This window comes from Lentibacillus sp. CBA3610 (assembly GCF_013373365.1).
Lineage (GTDB): Bacteria > Bacillota > Bacilli > Bacillales > Amphibacillaceae > Lentibacillus.
Genome location: NZ_CP035925.1, coordinates 3,666,484 through 3,683,376, shown reverse-complemented (window position 1 = coordinate 3,683,376; position 16,893 = coordinate 3,666,484). Strand labels below are relative to the sequence as shown.

Annotated in this window: 17 protein-coding genes and 1 pseudogene; 1 reads left to right on the top strand and 17 read right to left on the bottom strand. The window is 36.3% G+C overall.

Going from position 1 to position 16,893, the window contains the following annotated elements; genetic code table 11:
• Positions 1-10 precede the first annotated feature (10 nt).
• From Len3610_RS18435 to Len3610_RS18380, 12 genes are all read right to left on the bottom strand, one after another.
• Positions 11-736, bottom strand: a complete 726-nt coding sequence (locus Len3610_RS18435) for an ABC transporter ATP-binding protein (RefSeq protein WP_255259683.1) — start codon at positions 734-736, stop codon at positions 11-13.
• Complete coding sequence (locus tag Len3610_RS18430) at positions 723-1,388, bottom strand: TetR/AcrR family transcriptional regulator (RefSeq protein ID WP_255259926.1); 666 nt, start codon at positions 1,386-1,388, stop codon at positions 723-725. The genes Len3610_RS18435 and Len3610_RS18430 overlap by 14 nt, the downstream gene beginning before the upstream one ends.
• A gap of 260 nt (positions 1,389-1,648) precedes the next feature.
• Complete coding sequence (locus Len3610_RS18425) at positions 1,649-2,614, bottom strand: DUF418 domain-containing protein (protein ID WP_255259682.1); 966 nt, start codon at positions 2,612-2,614, stop codon at positions 1,649-1,651.
• Positions 2,615-2,966: 352 nt separating this feature from the next.
• Positions 2,967-3,617: a hypothetical protein gene (locus tag Len3610_RS18420; RefSeq protein WP_176449215.1), complete on the bottom strand. Its 651-nt coding sequence runs from the start codon at positions 3,615-3,617 to the stop codon at positions 2,967-2,969.
• Positions 3,614-4,357 carry a MerR family transcriptional regulator gene (locus Len3610_RS18415; protein ID WP_176449214.1) on the bottom strand — a complete coding sequence of 248 codons (744 nt, stop codon included), beginning with the start codon at positions 4,355-4,357 and terminating at the stop codon, positions 3,614-3,616. Before Len3610_RS18415 ends, Len3610_RS18420 begins: the two co-directional genes overlap by 4 nt.
• 60 nt (positions 4,358-4,417) lie before the next feature.
• Positions 4,418-4,582, bottom strand: a complete 165-nt coding sequence (locus Len3610_RS18410) for a DUF3796 domain-containing protein (RefSeq protein ID WP_176449213.1) — start codon at positions 4,580-4,582, stop codon at positions 4,418-4,420.
• Positions 4,583-4,941: 359 nt separating this feature from the next.
• On the bottom strand, positions 4,942-5,415 hold the full coding sequence (locus Len3610_RS18405; protein WP_010530515.1) for a hypothetical protein: 474 nt from the start codon (positions 5,413-5,415) through the stop codon (positions 4,942-4,944).
• Positions 5,416-5,508: 93 nt separating this feature from the next.
• Complete coding sequence (locus Len3610_RS18400) at positions 5,509-5,691, bottom strand: hypothetical protein (protein WP_010530514.1); 183 nt, start codon at positions 5,689-5,691, stop codon at positions 5,509-5,511.
• Between the two features lie 141 nt (positions 5,692-5,832).
• Positions 5,833-7,197, bottom strand: coding sequence for a hypothetical protein (locus Len3610_RS18395; RefSeq protein WP_176449212.1), 1,365 nt, complete (start codon positions 7,195-7,197; stop codon positions 5,833-5,835).
• The gene (locus Len3610_RS18390; protein WP_010530512.1) at positions 7,175-7,366 is read right to left on the bottom strand and encodes a hypothetical protein; all 192 of its coding nucleotides are present in this window, start codon (positions 7,364-7,366) and stop codon (positions 7,175-7,177) included. Before Len3610_RS18390 ends, Len3610_RS18395 begins: the two co-directional genes overlap by 23 nt.
• A 74-nt stretch (positions 7,367-7,440) precedes the next feature.
• Positions 7,441-8,127: an abortive infection system antitoxin AbiGi family protein gene (locus tag Len3610_RS18385; RefSeq protein WP_010530511.1), complete on the bottom strand. Its 687-nt coding sequence runs from the start codon at positions 8,125-8,127 to the stop codon at positions 7,441-7,443.
• A gap of 223 nt (positions 8,128-8,350) precedes the next feature.
• Entirely contained in the window at positions 8,351-9,292 is a 942-nt protein-coding gene (locus Len3610_RS18380) for an RNA polymerase sigma factor (protein ID WP_255259681.1), read from the bottom strand.
• Between the two features lie 414 nt (positions 9,293-9,706).
• On the opposite strand from Len3610_RS18380, the pseudogene Len3610_RS18375 reads away from it, so the two are divergent.
• A pseudogene (locus tag Len3610_RS18375) lies at positions 9,707-10,911 on the top strand (IS110 family transposase).
• A gap of 530 nt (positions 10,912-11,441) precedes the next feature.
• Here Len3610_RS18375 and Len3610_RS18370 read toward each other — a convergent pair.
• From Len3610_RS18370 to Len3610_RS18350, 5 genes are all read right to left on the bottom strand, one after another.
• Entirely contained in the window at positions 11,442-12,293 is an 852-nt protein-coding gene (locus Len3610_RS18370; protein WP_176449211.1) for a polysaccharide deacetylase family protein, read from the bottom strand.
• Positions 12,294-12,486: 193 nt separating this feature from the next.
• Positions 12,487-13,221 carry an N-acetylmuramoyl-L-alanine amidase family protein gene (locus Len3610_RS18365; RefSeq protein ID WP_176449210.1) on the bottom strand — a complete coding sequence of 245 codons (735 nt, stop codon included), beginning with the start codon at positions 13,219-13,221 and terminating at the stop codon, positions 12,487-12,489.
• 201 nt (positions 13,222-13,422) lie between these two features.
• Positions 13,423-15,222 carry a sensor histidine kinase gene (locus tag Len3610_RS18360; protein WP_176449209.1) on the bottom strand — a complete coding sequence of 600 codons (1,800 nt, stop codon included), beginning with the start codon at positions 15,220-15,222 and terminating at the stop codon, positions 13,423-13,425.
• Positions 15,219-15,905, bottom strand: a complete 687-nt coding sequence (locus Len3610_RS18355; protein WP_176449208.1) for a response regulator transcription factor — start codon at positions 15,903-15,905, stop codon at positions 15,219-15,221. The genes Len3610_RS18360 and Len3610_RS18355 overlap by 4 nt, the downstream gene beginning before the upstream one ends.
• A gap of 327 nt (positions 15,906-16,232) precedes the next feature.
• On the bottom strand, positions 16,233-16,886 hold the full coding sequence (locus tag Len3610_RS18350) for a DUF3231 family protein (protein ID WP_369693607.1): 654 nt from the start codon (positions 16,884-16,886) through the stop codon (positions 16,233-16,235).
• Between the last annotated feature and the right edge of the window lie 7 nt (positions 16,887-16,893).

The following is a 16,893-nucleotide window of genomic DNA, read 5'->3' as shown; positions in this document are numbered from 1 at the left end:
AATTCGACCATCATTTACCCCTTAATACGTGAAAAAAGTAATTTTCCAGTCCATCAGGATATTTATTTTTAATCGTGTTAAGATCAACTTCTTCTACAACCGTTCCATCAGCAATGACACCAATCGTATCCGCAATATGTTCAACTTCACTTAAAATGTGACTGGACAGTAAAATTGTCATATTATTGTTATCAGCAAGAGACCGGAATAATGATCTCATGTCTCGAATTCCCAGAGGATCCAATCCGTTGGTTGGTTCATCTAAAATTAAAATCTTTGGTTTATGTACGATTGCCCGCGCAATCCCTAAACGTTTTCGCATCCCCATTGAAAACTGAGAAACAGGCTTATCACTTGTAACATTTAATCCGACATCCTTGAGAACCGAATTAATATCACCATCTTTCATCCCCATATAAGAAAGATGAATCTCTAAATTAACTTTACATGACAAATGTTCATAAAAGACAGGTGTTTCAATCATACTGCCAATATTCCTTAACAGTTTCTCTCTATATTTAAAGCTATTCATCCCCAAAACCTCTATCCTCCCGGCAGTGGGTGAAAGCAATCCTATTAAAAGCTTAAAAACAGTTGTTTTACCAGCTCCATTTGCTCCTAAAAATCCATAAACCGAATTTCTGCGGACAGACATATTACAGGATTTAATGACTTCCTGCTGGTTAAATGTTTTGATTAAATTTTCAACATTTACTGCCATTTTACGATCCATCATATCTGTCCACGTCTGAATATAGTTCCTGCAGAAGCCTTTTGGAATTCTGAAGGATTTGTTCATTCATAATATCCACTCCCATTCCTTTCATCATTAATTGAAGAAATTTCAATCGCCGTTCCAACTGTTCTTCACTGCATTTGAAGATTACTGGATCACACCAGATATTAAACAATAAAACAAATGATTCCGCACACTCATCCGGGTATTTAGTCGTAATGGACCCATCAGCATTTCCTTCTTTGATAATATTAGCAATAATCGGTGCGCTTTTATTAACAGAATCTTTCATGGCTGACACAATAAAATCTGAGCTTTTCATTTGTGTACTAAATGCATGGTCAAGAGAATTTGCCTTCTGATCAGCCAAGTCTTTTTCTAACAGATGAGTTAATTTTTCTTTTGCAGACTGAGCATGAATTTCATGCAACCATTGTTCAACTGTTTCTTCCACTTGATTTGATTTATGTTCCCTAACAGCTTTGATAATGTCTTTCTTCGTCTTGAAATGATAATAAATTGCTCCCTTGGACATTTCAAGAGCCTCGGAAATATCCTGAATACTTGTTTTCTCAAAACCTTTTTCAATAAAAAGCCGCGTTGAAACAGCAATAATTTTTTCTTTTGTTTCTTTTGAATTATATTTTCTCATCAACTGTCGCACCCTCCAAAACCGGATGACCGGTATGTTTATTGTTACATAATCTTACTGATTTGTCAAAAATTTTTCAACAATCTTTTTGGGGAAGTCAAAATCGTATAAGGACAACACCTTTGTGAAAATTAATATTGATTTTGTGACTACATCAAATATACATACCGTAATGTGATCTTCAACAAAATGGCCCTATTCAGAAGGACACACTATTCGATTAGCGCGCCCGATAACGGAACAATCAACTAACGACCTTATCAAAATTTTTCAGTTTTTGTTGGAGCTTGAATAGCTTTCTTATCCATTGGAAAAACGGATAACCGTTTCCAAACAAATTCAACAGGACCGCTTTGAAATCGTTTGAACCATAATGAGGCAAATCCGGCAAGAATTAAGCTTATACCTATCCATACCGCAATAACTTCAATGCTGTTCAATTTATTGCCAAAACTAAGCCCCCAGCCGTAAAACACAATGGAAGCCAAAATATTTTGGAGCATGTAACAACTTAAGGCCATTTTTCCGATTTTCTCCAAGTATGCGAAAACGAAAGTAAGCTTTCCGTTCTCTTGAAACCATCCGATGATGGCAACATAAGCGAGTGATAGTACCGGTGCAAACAAATATCTTACCGGCCAGTTAAACATATCGTTTGGAACAAGATAGAGCATGTTTAAGGGTAATCCGACAAACAATCCCCACTTCAATAACCTTCTACGAATGACCTTACCATGTTCACTTGGAGAAAACACCTTCGACCTCATCAACAGAACTCCGGATAAAAACAAGAATACATTCATCGGCAAAATAAAAATGGCTTCACTCCTGAGAATCCAAAAATGATCCATCCGGAAAATGATTTGTTCTAGATAGGAGCCGTATAAGTAAACACTCGTTGTTTCGTGTGCAAAACCACCCTGAGAAAACCGATCATTAATAAACAGTAGAAACAAAAAACTGACAAGGATTAGGTGGATCAATCCTGATATCCACATCGCCGCTTTTATCCAACGAGTACCATGATTGACGATAAAAGAAACAAAAACGGCGGTAACCGCATAGCTCATGAGTACGTCGTATTCAAATACGAAAAAATAATGCAGCAGTCCGTCCACAAAGAGAAGAAGCATGGACCATAAATATAGCCCTGGCCAAGTGTTTCCGTTACGCTGCGCTTTTTGGTATTTAATTTCTAAACCGACTCCAAACATAATCGTCAACAAACCGAGCAATTTTCCATTAATGAATACAGCTATCACAGCCGAAAGAAAAGTATCCCACGAATCCCACCACGGGATACCATCGCCGAAAAGGGATGTAATCTTACCTGCATTGGCAAAAATCCAGATATTCGTTCCCAATGTCCCTATTATCGCAAATCCCCGTAAAATGTCCAAAAGCCGAATCCTTCTCAATATCAAACTCCCCCAGACTTATTGACGCACCTTATTTTCATATCGTTAAAAAGAAGTAGCTTTACCAATACATTGTTGTACCAATGCTAAAGGAAGGTTTTATACCTTCGTTGGATACATTAAAAATTCGTGCCGAGCAAAAATCTTTTTCCCGCATAAATTATTGATTTTTCTTTACCTTTTTGGGCCAAATCGTATAGGAAAAGGTCCATAAAAAGTCAATGACTAAGATTAATGTCCAAATCGCACTTATTCCACTTGTCCCGCTAATCAGTTTCGTTACTTGTTTTAAAGAATCGTCCTTATCGATTGCGTCGAGATTGTGGATCAACTCAACCAGAGAAGACGGATGATATCCCAAAAAAAAGATAAAACCGACGTGGATAGCGACAAAGATAAGAAAATGCCCATAAAATTTTTTTCTCTCTGATTTTGCATGTTCCTTCCCGTATAGATGCCGTTCGGATCCACCATCGATTTCCGATACTTCATCCCCTTTTAATCGAGCTATTTTTCTTTGAATCCATCGATCCAACCTTCTGAAGTCCTTTTTTCCAGCAGTTAATGCGTAGATCACAAAAATCACAATGATGATTTGAAAACGATCGAAAGTTCCACTCCGCATATAGTCTAGTATGCCAATTGTAACCAGCCAAAGATCACTGGCTAGCCAAAGAACAATTGCGTATTTGCTTAACTTCTCTAAATTAAAAGCATATCTCAACATCAAGAATCCAATAAGACTGCCCCAAAATATGATTTCTCCTGCAATAAAAAAGTACCATTTATAATCAATAATGAATTCAATCATTGATTCTTTTCCTTCAGTTTGGCTACGTAAATATCCATAATATCATCAATATATTGAATGAGGTCCCCCTCTAAGGTAATAAGTCCTGCATCCTTAGCGGCATGTTTCTGAACATCCCATAACTTGTTGATAAGCTTAGAATCCCCATCAAATGTGTGATCGAGAAATCCCTTCAAGCGTCTGGCCAAATTTTGAGACTTCAGGGAATTCGGATCATCATCTCTTTGTTCCCTTGCGATACTTAATATTTCGACCAACTCACTGGATTCTTGTGAACCTATATCTAAAGCTGGATTGCTCAATATTTCGATTTCGCGGTTGTCAAATTGATTTTTATAAAACTTAGTAATCTCCTGTTCCTGATCATGTGTCATTTTCTCCTGGTATTGAAAAATGGTCTCCCAACTAATATCTTGTTCAATGAGAGAAAGGTGCAGACATAGTCGCATCAATTGTTCTTGATAAGCCAACCACTCTTGTTCCTTTGTGATGATTGCCAGCTGTTCTTCAAAAACACCTTCCCATTTATTTTGATGCATTATCGATTTAATTTGATGTAAATGAAAACCCAGCGATTTCAACGCTATAATACGTTGCAGCTTCAGAACATCTCTTTTTGAGTAATAACGATAACCTGAATCCGCAACATAAGATGGCTTTAATAAATCGATTTCATCATAAAATCTAAGTGTTCGAATGGTTAAATTTATTTCCTTTGCAACGTTTCCAATACTTTTCATTATAAACCTCCAACATTAATTCGAATTATACAGGTTAAGTACCAACGATGCTTTGGATTATCAGGGTGGTGTTTTTTTATCGTTTTTGATGGGAACAAAATCAAGAAACCAAAGAAACCATAAAAACATGAGATAGTTATATGATTCACCTTGTATAAAATTCAGCAGGTTAGGGATGCCTAAAAGACCTAAAAACCCTAACCACCAATATTTTCTCATTTTCATATCTTCACCCCTTTTTTCTTCACAACATTTGAATAAAGCTCATCATGATTAGGATGCTCACTCACTAAATGTTATTATGATAGAAGTTTAAACTCTAACGTACGGGTAAGAGTCAATAGCATTTTGGTAAATTTGCAAATTTTAAAAGGTTGGATTAAATATGATCCACAAACTCCAATTCGGTACAAAAAAAGAACCCGCTTTAAAAAATTGATAAAACAGGTTCTTGGTATTCGGTTTAGGCACTAACACTTATTCCTGATAAGCGCCCTTTTCAGGAATAACATTATTTACATGGAACATCTATTTTTAGATCAATGGCTTTGTTTTCTATAACCCATTCATTTTCCCTATATATTTTAATAGAATTGCCCGGTATTCAAATCCATCAAATTATTTAAGGAAATGGAAGGCCTAAATTGCTCTCCATATTCGCCTTTTTGGGTTTGTTTGTCATATTTAAATGAAATATTATAGTATTTACCGTTTTTGGTTTTTCTCACTAGTCCATGATCAATTAAAAATTTTGCTAAACCCTTTAGGGGCTTTTCTTCATCAGTGGAATACCAAATTATCACCCAGTCATCTTTTGAATCATCTATTGAATATGGATTAAAATCTTGCAGGTCAGGATCGGGATGTTTAATTAATGGCGTTATCCCTTGATTGATTGCTTTAAGTATTATTTTTTGCGTTTCATTTGAAATATCACCTTTTCCAAACGTCATAAATTTACCTACATTATCTGTTTCCTTAAATGCGGGATTTTGTGTAATGTTAATTCCATAATAACACCATCCACCTACCCTATAACTTACTAATTCATCTTTCATTTATCTTCCTCCTTATCTTTTCATAATCAATAACCTAATGCGGTTGGTGACAGAACTAACATATGTGAAAGTCAGCGTCACTATAAGGTATGTTTACAAAATCACAATGAAAAATTTAGCTAAAGCCTTGAGTACTTTTTCTTCATCAGTAGAATACCAAACAATCATCCATGAATCATCTTTTGAACGTGGATTAAAATCAAGCGTATCAGGATCATTATGTTTAATTAATGGAGTGAAACCTTGTTTGATTGCCTTAAGTATTAATTCTTGCATTTCATTTGAAAGATCACCTTTTTCAAAACGTCATAAATTTACCTATATTATCTGTTTCTTTAAATGTTTATGAATAATCTCGAAGTGATGTTTGGATGGCTGGTTTGAGTGTCTATACTAGAACGTTTTCTCCACCCATAATTACCCTTCATCGTTTACATATTTAAATGTTTTAGTTAATTGATTATTGGAGCCAGGGACAAATTTTAATTTTACAGTCTCACCATCTTCCATATCAGCATATTTTCTTTTCGCCTTTTCAGGGTCTTTTAAGCATACATTATTAAATTCTTTTCTTGATTCAATTCCTGTAATGGTTTGTCCAAATAATTCAATAACTACTGATTGTGTTATCATAAACCAAAATTTTTCTTGTTTTTCATAACGTATTAAACCATCAAGGCTTTCCCTTGAATGACATTCTAAATTTAGCTCATCAAATGTTCCTTTTAATGATCTATCTTCAATTATTGAGCACAATATTTCTACACATTCATGATCATCAGCTTCTATTTTTTCAGATATAGAGAAATTAACATTAAAGTACTTTTCAATTTTAATTAACTTTTTTAAAAAGACTAATTCCTCTTCTAACTTTGAAATGGAAGCCTCCTTATTAATATTATAATTTTTTAATACAACAAAATCTTCCCCAGTCTCTAAGTTTACAAGTCTAAAATTTTGACTCCTTAAAGTATTCAAAACAAATATATCTAGTTTATAGATTGCATTTACATTACCCTGATGTTCTTCCTTAATTGAAATATTGACCTTTGAATCAGCTTCCATAAGTTTGCCTTTGGTTTTTTGTTTATCAAAAGAACCTTTGTTTATTGTTACTGTTACAAGGTGAGGAGATGAGGCTTGCTTAGAGTTATCAAAAACTATCACATTACTTTCATTATCAATATCACTTAAAGAAAGTTCAATATAATCAATGATTGTAATATCATCAACATCATCTTCTTTTACAATCTTAATTTTCATTGGAGGGGGCAATTCTTGAGGCATAATTTTCCACTTCGCACTTTTTACAGCCTCCCTCATCAATGTACCTTCATCATCAATTTTCATGTCCCCAATCCAAGTTTCTATATCCTTCATATTTATTTCAATTTCATCTTGATTAATAGTGGCTTTCTCTAATATTTCATCAAATGTTTTTGTTTCCCCTGAATACTTTTGATCAACTATTGTAAAGTTGGCTTTGTATTTTAAAGGGTAATCTTTTGAGACTTGTTCATTTACAGGAACATGATCAAAAACAGTCTTCTTTCCAATAGAAACAGGTTTAAAAATATAGTGTGGGTTGACTGGATGTGCACTTTCAGATAGCCTATGAATCCTGCCCAAAAATTGAGCAGCTTCTTCAAGATTTCCAGAATGAAGTAGGTCCTCAAGATAATCAATAGGACTGTTAATTATTTTAACCTGAGCATTATCAGAATCCTGTATGGCAACTTGTACATCTGCATCTTTTTGACTAATTTTCTTTTTTGTACTCATCTTTTTCACCCACATTCACTTCATTATTATCAGAATCCTGTATAGCAATTTGGTTCTCACCATTTTTTTGAGTGATTTTTCTTTTGTTAAAATACCACTTGCCACCTGCAAAGATACCTATGATAGCTACTACTATAGCCACCACACCTTTAATAATTTGTTCTTCCATGAAATGCCCCCTTTTTCAGTCTTTATACATCTAGTACAACTACCATGAGGTATTTGCAGGATAATCGCAAGGTTTCACAATTTGTATATTAATTCCCATGATAAAATTGTAACCCAATTCAGATTCAGTCCATTTTCAGCTAAAAAGTTTTCTAAATCACTTTTAAACCTGTCTGGTAAAATAATGACTTCTACATCATCTTCTTTAAAATGAAAGTCACCTAAACAGCGCCATTCCCTTTCCCCATAAAATGATTCCTCATCACTTTCGCTAAATTTGGTATTCTTTATAAAACTAGATAAGGAGCCAAGACTCTCTTTATCCAATCCTAAAATATAATCTAAGAATTCCCCAGCTGGTGAATTTTCATTAAATGTTTTATCAGGGTCTATTTTTCGATCACTGAAGATTAAAGGAGCATTTTCTATATCTATATACAGAACAGGATTGAATTTTGGGTGTATGGATTTCGCCCTAAATCCTATGGCAACATCCCCATAATACCTTTTGTGGTTGTCTAAATACTTCAATGGAATATCACAAACACAACAAAATTTTTCCGTTGACTCGGTTGAAGAGACCTTTTCGGTGCTATTTCCAATTAATTTTTTTGATGATAAAATTGATGTTAAAATATTAAAGGATTCCTGTGAACTTTTAGTCGGTTGATTCCAGAGATCCTTTGGGGAACTAACGAACTCCCAATCCACCTTAGGTCCACCCGTAAAATGCCAATATATATTTGAATAATAATCTCTCATAAACATCATCCTTATTAAATAAATTATTATTTTTGTGTTCAGTCATTTATCCCCCCAGATGTTAATAAAATTATTCAACAATATGGCCCAATTCTGGTACAACTTTTATTCCATAAATGTGCCCGTTTCTTTAACAATTTTGGTAACATTACCCTTAATCAAAGAAAGATCCATGAGTTGTTTTTGTTAGATGTTCACATTAAAAATACTACATTCTGTCCTTTTATAATTGTGCCTTCTCCCAATTCAAAGGCGGTTTATAGAGCTGAGGCGCAAATCCTAACTCCTTTGATGCGGCAAAGATTAATTCTTTCCTAAAAAAATAGCTTCTGCTTAGCACAATTTTCCCGTTTTCGACCTCATGGTACTGAATATCATGGATGAGTGGACCATCTTTTGAATCTGAAAATACGACAATGACTGGCTTTCCCCATAAATAGTATTGCTTTGCTTTGTGGCCTGGCAATCCAAATTGTAACGACCCATTTCTAATTTCATCCTTCGTGGTTTCCAGAAAACCGAGGGAAGCTTCATAATGAGGCTGGTCGCTGAACAATGCAAGCATTCCTTCCACATCACCTTGGGTTAATGCCTTCAAATAAAGTTGGATGACCTTATTTTGACTCCCAACAGGTTCCGTTTTTGAACTTGGTCTCGATGACTCATTTTTTAGTTTATTCTTCATTCTTCTAGTTGTAGCATACACAGCACCAGGTGTTGTTTTTACCATGCTTGCCACTTCGTCTGCCTTAAATTGAAAGATTTCTTTTAACAAAAAGACAGCGGTCTGCCTTGGTGTGAAAAGGTAAAACAGCTGTTTCAAGGCATCTTCGAGATCAAGATTATCAGAAAAATCTGCTGTAGGTTCATCCGATTCAGACAACGTTCCAAGCTTTCGGTTTTCTTTGCGACAATAATCAATCCATGTATTCGTCGCAATGCGATAAAGATAAGATTTGAGGTTCGTTATATGCCAGCGTTGATACAAACTTCCCATGGTCTTTAGCATGGTTTCCTGATATAGATCCTCACCATCCCAGGGAGATCCCGTTAAATAGCGGCAATAGTTCCATAGTTCCTTGCCCAGGTCAGCAATGACGGCTTCAAATTCTTTCTGAAATTCCCGTGAGTGCTCAATTAATTGATTAATTTTCTGTTCATCCAAGGTAAGACCCCCTTTATTTCTTTCATATGTATAACGAATAGGTCAGAGAGAATTATACGGATTCTTCACAAAATTCTTATATTGTTGATTTTAACGAAAGACGGTTTTATTTATTAGGATTTTTTCGACCATAGCTTATAAGGCTTATTCAACAATCTGGCCCGATCGTATTATATGGTCAGCCGGTCATTGAACTGGTTGACCTATTTTTAATAGGTTTTATCCTTGAGTTAGCCGGGGTAGGACGATCTGGCCCGTGGGACATCGATCCCGTCCGTAATACAGTCCACCCCCTCCTTGTAGAAACATATTTGAGGCTGGTTGGGACGCGATCCCGCATAACAAGCGAAACTATGAAACTACAAGTGATGTCAGGGGCGTACCGGCGAATATATTAAGGGAGTTGTGATTACTATGAATCCTGTCATCGGCCTGGATGTCGCAAAAGGAGAAAGCCAGGTCCAAGCCTTTTTACAAAGGAAAAAACCATACAAGAAAAGCTTTAAATTTGAACACGATCTACAAGGCCTTCACGCTTTTTATCAATTTTATCAGGAAGTGGAACAGGTTTCCGGTCAGTCTCCGGCTGTCATCTTTGAATCCATCGGGCACTATCATGAGCCTGTGCTTCAATTTCTGGAGGATCAGGCTATAACGTATTATTTGATCAATCCAGTGGTTTCTTATGAGGCCAAAAAAAACGAGTCTGCGTAAGGTGAAAACGGACAAAATTGATGCCTTCCATCTTGGGGAGTTATATTACAAAGAAGATCTGGAAGCTTATCAGCGGAAAAACCAGCAATACCTGAACCTGCGGCAATTAACCAGGCAGCACGGCGCTTTGACGGATAGCTATGTTGAAATTAAGTTTTCAGTTTCAGGCTGCTGTGGACCATATTTTCCCGGAATATCATGGGGTTTTCAGTGATCTTTGTGGCGACCTTTCGTTAAATACTTTACTGCATTATCCGACTGCTCCGGATATCCAAAAGGTCTCGCAACAAGCGTTAGCAGACAAGATGCGTCAATTCGGGGCGAAACGTTCCTATGCATGGTTTTTGGATAAAGCAGCTCATTTAAAGGCTGCGGCGGACCGTAATCCCTTTCAGCATCCCGTCTGTCATGGTCATATCGTCAGCCTGCAGATGTACATTCAAATGCTTTTTCAATACCAGGAGCACCTATCCAAGCTGAAAAAAGAGATAGATGCCCTGGCCACGACTTTTGAGGACTATGGATTGATCCAGTCCATTCATGGGATTGGAGATAAGCTTGCAGCGACAATCACCTCCGAGATGGGGGATATTGATCAGTTCCCTTTTCCCAAGAACTTGACTGCCTACGCGGGACTAGATCCAAGTGTTTTCGAGTCAGGTAAATATAAAGCATCGATCAACCGCATCACCAAAAGAGGATCATCAAGGCTGCGTCAGGCGCTTTATTCGGCTGTGCAATGCGGTCTAGCCAAGAACCGAAACAAGAAACTTATAGCCTTTTATGATCGCAAAAGAAACGAGGGCAAGCCACACAAGGTCGCTGTGATTGCCTGTGCCAATAAACTCGTTCACTGGATCCACGCCATGTTAAAACGTAAGGAAGTCTTTGTAGATCAATCATAGGCCAATTGAATTCAGAACATTCTGAAACCTTATCGGATCAGCGGTAAGGCTTTTTGGTATGCTCGATTTTAGTGTAACATGTTTTTAAAAACATTTTTAGACCGAGTTGTTGACAACTATTAGCTGGTATTAGTGGAAGAAACCATTTCTCATATGAACTACTTCAAATTACCGTTTATAAAGTCTAATAATACGTCCCTGTCTTCCTCAAATGAAAGAGACAAATCTGGGTGTTTTTGCAATTCCCCTCGAAATGGTGGAATAAGACTGTAAAGCTTGTGTGGCTTGAACTTAATAAGCGTCCTTTCAAAAGGTGTACTTTTTGAAAGATGCTGTTAACAGTGCTTTTTACGTTTCATAAATACAACATAAGTTATTTTGAAATATGGCAAAAGGATTGCAGGTAATTTGACACTGTATAAAATATTCTGAATCGAACTTTTCGAGGGGTTGTGCAAAAATACCCAATATACGAGTAGCGATGTGCTGGGGGAGACTCACTTAACCCTCCCCTTCAATTCTTGTTTATCCTACTGCTGTGTGGATATTCGATGACAACGTTGATAACAGTTAAAGTTATATGGTTGCGTGTTTTCTTCAATTTTTTTAGTTTGAAATCCATGTTCCGATAGATAGGTTAATAGAATAGACAAGTGATCAGCTGTATTTTGTTTATCATGCATAAGAATAATTGGCGTCACTCCTGCATTTACTAATTCTTCTATTTGTCCAATCACCGTATCTAAATATTGGTCACTGGATAAGGACCAATCCCTGCTGTCAACATTCCAATCCCACAATTTAAAACCATTGCTGTCTAAAACCTCCCGATATGATTTAGTTAAATACGGAACACTGCCATAAGGTGTCCGAATCAAATTGGACCTGACTCCTGTAATTTGTTGAAGTGTCTCCTGTGCGGTAGTTAGTTCTTTAAGAGCAGACTGTTCAGATTTATAAAAGTGGTTTATGTCGTGGGTCACACCATGTAAACCCACAGCATGACCTTGCTCTACGATTTTGTCTACAACTTCTGGTGATTCCCTCATAGAAGGTTCCAGCATGAAAAATGTTGCTTTAGCATTGAATTGGTGTAAAGTATCTAAAATATCTGTTGTTGCTGAAGTAGGACCGTCATCAAAGGTTAAATAAACAGTCTTTTCTACATTTGGAGAAACGGATCCATTATTCGCCTCTGACTTATCTGATTTTGTTTTTCGGGAATCTGGTAAATCTTTATATTCCGGATGTAACTCAGCTCCTGGTGAATTTTTATATTCCAAATATAACTCAGCTGTTTTGTCATTAGGTTCTAAATCTTTACTACAGGCATAAAAAACAACCAAACAGCCAAGGAAAATAAATAGTATAAGCTTTTTCATGTAAAGACCTCTATTCCATTTTTTAATCTGTAGATAGAATAATAAAGTGGGATAAAGACGAAATGAAGATGAAATGGATTTGAGCTAAAGATTGGATGAAATGTAAAAAGCCATCCAATTTAGTGACTTTAACGTCAGAAAATTGGATGGCAAGTTGAGCTATATATTGCTGTATTGATTTTTAGTCCTGACCTTAAAACACCCCATTTAAAAAGCCTTGTTCATCCGACTGTTCTTTGTACTCTTTAATCCCTTCAACAATTGAAGCGGCGACACGTGATTGAAGATCGTCCGTACGCATTTCGGACTCGTCCGAGGGATTCGTCAGGTAACCTACTTCAATCAAAGCTGCCGGCATTTCCGTATCCCTTACAACGAACAGATCTTTCTTCTTGATTCCTCTATCCCTGAATCCGGTAGATTTAACCACATGTTTCTGTAAAATCTGAGCAAACTGGCGGGAATTATTGTGGTAGTAAAATGTTTCGGTGCCTGAAACACTCGGATTGGAAAACGTGTTGCCGTGAATAGATACAAATACATCCGCATTCAGTTTATTGGCATATTTTGGTCTGTAGCGGCTTTCCTGCGAAATAAAGCTGTCATCTGTTCTCGTCATGAAAACTTCCATTTCCGATTCCTGCTCCAACAGTTTTTCCACTTTTTTTGCCAAACTTAACGTAAAACTCTTTTCATATTGGCCGCTGGCGCCTGTTGCCCCGTTATCTTCACCGCCATGTCCCGGATCGATTACCACCTTAAAAGCTGTATTTTTGTTTTTACTGTTATTACTGCTGTCCTTAGCATTATTGTTGTTGTCGGAATTGCCGGAGCAAGCCGATAAAATCAAGATTGGAAATATGAGCAATGTCACAACCAACATATTACGTGTCCTGTGATTTCTCCCGTTTTTCTGTTGAAATACCATCTTTCATCTATCCTTTCTTTTTCAAAGCATCTTTGTACGTTATAAAGATTAATAGACAGATGTAAAGATTAAGTGCAGATAAGGTCAATATCGTATAAAAATTTCGCGACTGGATAAAATCGGCTTTGCGGAGATTCCGCACAAAAAAAGCCATCTGTTCAAACCCATTGAACGGATGGCTTACATTCTTAATAAAAATATCTACTCTTTTTTATTCAAATAGAAGTAAAACAACACGCCTTCTTCTGTATTCGTTACCCCATACGCCACACCATGAAGTTCTAAAATATTTTTTGAAATAGCAAGCCCTAAGCCCGTACTTCCTTCCGAACGCCCGCGAGACGTATCACCACGATAAAAACGATCCCATATTTTCTCTAAATGTTCTTCTACAATATGAGTCCCGTTATTTTCCACACTTACTTTTACACGATCCTGCTCTTCTATCGTGGAAATCCTAATGTTTTTATTTTTCGGTGTGTAACGAATCGCATTGGTAATAAAGTTCGTAATCACTTGTTCAATCCGATGCTGATTTGCAACAATTTTTGTCCCGGATAGGTGTTTATGAACATGTAATTGCTTGTTAGCGATGTCTAAAGCTAATTGTTCGCAAATATGCTCGATAACCTGATCAATATAGAAGACATCCATTTCCATTTTGTACGTGCCGGATTCAAATTTTGCCAATTCGAGCATATCAACAATGAGCATATCCATTTTATCGACTTCTTTAGCCATTGCGTTAAAATAATAATCTCTTTTATCCTTAGCAACACCATCTTCTAAAATGGAGATACAGCTCTTCAATATACTTAAAGGTGTCTTTAATTCATGTGACACACCGGAAATAAATTCTTTACGTGTATGTTCCAGTTGTTTTTCCTTCTCGATATCCTCCTGCAATTCATTAATATGCGAATGCAGCGTGGTCGAGAGGCTATTAATATTGTGTGATAACGCACCAATTTCATCCTTTGACCTGACAGGTATGGTCTCGGAAAAGTCCAAATTGGCAATCTTGCTTGTCGTATCGTTTATTTGCAGCAATGGGTTGGCGATTTTTTTTGAATAATAGAAGGAAACCAGAACAATCAGGAGCAGAACAAATATAATTAAGTATACATAATAGTCTTCCAACATTTGTACAGCTTCATCAATTGGCTGTAATGACGTCATAGAAAAAATATAAGCCATTTCACCATTCACATCTTTTATCGGTCTGATTAATATTTTGTAGTTAATATCATTTTGCTCATAGTCCATTGTTTTCGCATGGCCATTATAATTATCATTAAATAGCAGATTCACTTGAAATTGTTTGATTTGTTCGATAAACACACGATTTGTGTAAATAGTTGAACGTACGGATTCTGCAGGTAATTGTAATTTCTTAATTTTTCCCGTTAAATATATCCGCGACCCTCCTGCTGGTGAAGGTTCTATTTCAGCGGGTTCTGTTTTAGTGCTGTTTCCATATAACTCTTCCGACAGCAGCTTATTCTCTAATACAAAATTCGTGTTCCGTCTGGTTAAAATGGCAGGAACTATTGTATCATCTTTCATTACCCCATCAATCATAATACGCTTTCCTTGTTCTAAATCAAACTTGACCCTTTCTAAATCTTCTAAACCGATAAAACTGTACAAAGAGATGGTAATATCGCGGTTGGCGAGCTCTTTATTCAGAGAAGTATCTGAATGAACTTTCACAGAAAAGTCATTTGTGTATTTAATATTTCCTGCACTATCCAACGTTGTAATCCACGTCGAATGTTCCTGGTAGAAATCCTGCTCCAGCCTTTTAATTGCCTGTACATTTTCCCCGGCCTTCAGGTATTCCTTCTTAAAAGATTCAATACTCGTTTTAATGTCATTTACCTTTTGGGTTGCATAATATTGCTTAAAAAATACAGTTTGTCCAATATAAATCGTTGCCAAAATGAGTATGCACAATAATGTTGTCAGCAAAAATAATTTTAATACAATGCCTTTTTTCATGTTATTCCCTCAAATTTATAGCCAGCTCGAATAACCGTGACAATACAATTTGCTTTAGTGCCTAACTTATACCGCAAATTACGGATGTGACTATTGATTGTGCGATCATCACCATCAAATTCATAACCCCATACTTTAGTGATAAGTTGTTCCCTTGTAATAATAATCCCTTGATTTTGCATTAAATAGGTTAATATTTCAAACTCCGTGTATGTCAAAGTGATACTTTCCCCATCTACTGTCACTGTTCGTGTAGGGAAGTGGACACAGATACCATTACTGATTAACGTATCTTCATCAGGTAACTTACCTGCCCGGGCATAGCGGCTATCAATTAATCGTTTTACTCTGGCCAGCAAAATTGGCGGGCTGTATGGCTTTGTGACATAATCATCAGCACCTAATTCAAAACCTAGCAGTGTATCATCTTCATCCGCACGTGCTGTCAACATAATAATCGCCACATTGGAAGTTTTGCGTATTTTTCTGCAAACGGACCATCCATCTAACTCCGGCAACATAATATCCAGAATAATTAAATGTATGTCATGTTCTTCAAAAATAGCTAAAGCTTCATTTCCATCTACTGCTTCTAATACTTCATATCCTGCATCTAATAAATAATCCTTAACAACTTCACGTAAAATGTCTTCATCTTCTACAATTAATACTGTTTTTTGCATTTGTCTCCCTCGCAATGTCTAAAAGGTTAGCACCTATAAAAAGATAGCATAACGATGTAAAGATTAGATAAAGATGTTAACTTGATATCATTCCTGATAAACCCTCTTGAGGGATCGTTGATGATTAATTGCAATACCCTACATTTAATTTTTACACGAAATCGAAATTTTTGGCTAGCTCATACTGGCGGTTATTCAAGATAATGGTGACAAAGAGCAAATAGAGTTATTTCCTTTTTACATCCGAAAAACCGCACTCTTTCGTCGAAAGAATGCGGCTGTTTTCACAGTTATTTTTTCTTGGCTAACTCATCCCTGTCTAATGCTCTAGCCATTCTTAATCATGATGTTTGCTCCATCCTCAGAATATTTAAGTATTTCTAAGATTAACCTGCTATATTTTTCACCTAAATCCCTTCTAGGACTCAAAGACATGCTTGTACCATAATAACCTGAACTCAATGCAATTAAAGATGTGGTGTAGAACATTATTAGCTTATCTGAAAAGGTATAGGTAGTTGAGTCTGTGACTCCAGTATCAGTTGTCATAGGTACAGGAATGTCATCTTCTTTCATGATTGAGCCAAATACCTCACAATGTTTTTGAGAAATTTCCTTGCCCCTTACAAGAAGTTTTCTTACCTCTTTTGACTTTGCAACCTGACTGAATCCAATTATAGTGACTGTACCAAAAGCATTTCTTTGGAAGTTAGCAAATAGATTTGTTATTTCTGTACCTGCCAAAGGTCTCCTTTCTCCAAAATAACCAGTAAGGAAACTTTGGCTTTTTACAAAATCATAACTTTCAGGGGTTTCAAGAGTAGGGGGTCTGTCATACAGCCCTTTGGATAATAACAATTCCTTTGCTTGTCTAGTAATTTCTGTCATTTCTTTATGACATTCAGCAAAATACCTATAAATATCTGCTCTAGTTGATAAGCTAAAACTTATGCTGTATGCCTGTGAAGCAATTTGCCCCACATTATGA

Bases quoted from the DNA above. Each gene is read 5' to 3' on its own strand.
- Len3610_RS18435 (WP_255259683.1), bottom strand. From the start codon at position 736: ATGATGGATCGTAAAATGGCAGTAAATGTTGAAAATTTAATCAAAACA.
- Len3610_RS18430 (WP_255259926.1), bottom strand. From the start codon at position 1,388: ATGAGAAAATATAATTCAAAAGAAACAAAAGAAAAAATTATTGCTGTT.
- Len3610_RS18420 (WP_176449215.1), bottom strand. From the start codon at position 3,617: ATGATTGAATTCATTATTGATTATAAATGGTACTTTTTTATTGCAGGA.
- Len3610_RS18415 (WP_176449214.1), bottom strand. From the start codon at position 4,357: ATGAAAAGTATTGGAAACGTTGCAAAGGAAATAAATTTAACCATTCGA.
- Len3610_RS18410 (WP_176449213.1), bottom strand. From the start codon at position 4,582: ATGAAAATGAGAAAATATTGGTGGTTAGGGTTTTTAGGTCTTTTAGGC.
- Len3610_RS18405 (WP_010530515.1), bottom strand. From the start codon at position 5,415: ATGAAAGATGAATTAGTAAGTTATAGGGTAGGTGGATGGTGTTATTAT.
- Len3610_RS18400 (WP_010530514.1), bottom strand. From the start codon at position 5,691: ATGCAAGAATTAATACTTAAGGCAATCAAACAAGGTTTCACTCCATTA.
- Len3610_RS18395 (WP_176449212.1), bottom strand. From the start codon at position 7,197: ATGAGTACAAAAAAGAAAATTAGTCAAAAAGATGCAGATGTACAAGTT.
- Len3610_RS18390 (WP_010530512.1), bottom strand. From the start codon at position 7,366: ATGGAAGAACAAATTATTAAAGGTGTGGTGGCTATAGTAGTAGCTATC.
- Len3610_RS18385 (WP_010530511.1), bottom strand. From the start codon at position 8,127: ATGAGAGATTATTATTCAAATATATATTGGCATTTTACGGGTGGACCT.
- Len3610_RS18370 (WP_176449211.1), bottom strand. From the start codon at position 12,293: ATGAAAAAGCTTATACTATTTATTTTCCTTGGCTGTTTGGTTGTTTTT.
- Len3610_RS18365 (WP_176449210.1), bottom strand. From the start codon at position 13,221: ATGGTATTTCAACAGAAAAACGGGAGAAATCACAGGACACGTAATATG.
- Len3610_RS18360 (WP_176449209.1), bottom strand. From the start codon at position 15,222: ATGAAAAAAGGCATTGTATTAAAATTATTTTTGCTGACAACATTATTG.
- Len3610_RS18355 (WP_176449208.1), bottom strand. From the start codon at position 15,905: ATGCAAAAAACAGTATTAATTGTAGAAGATGAAGACATTTTACGTGAA.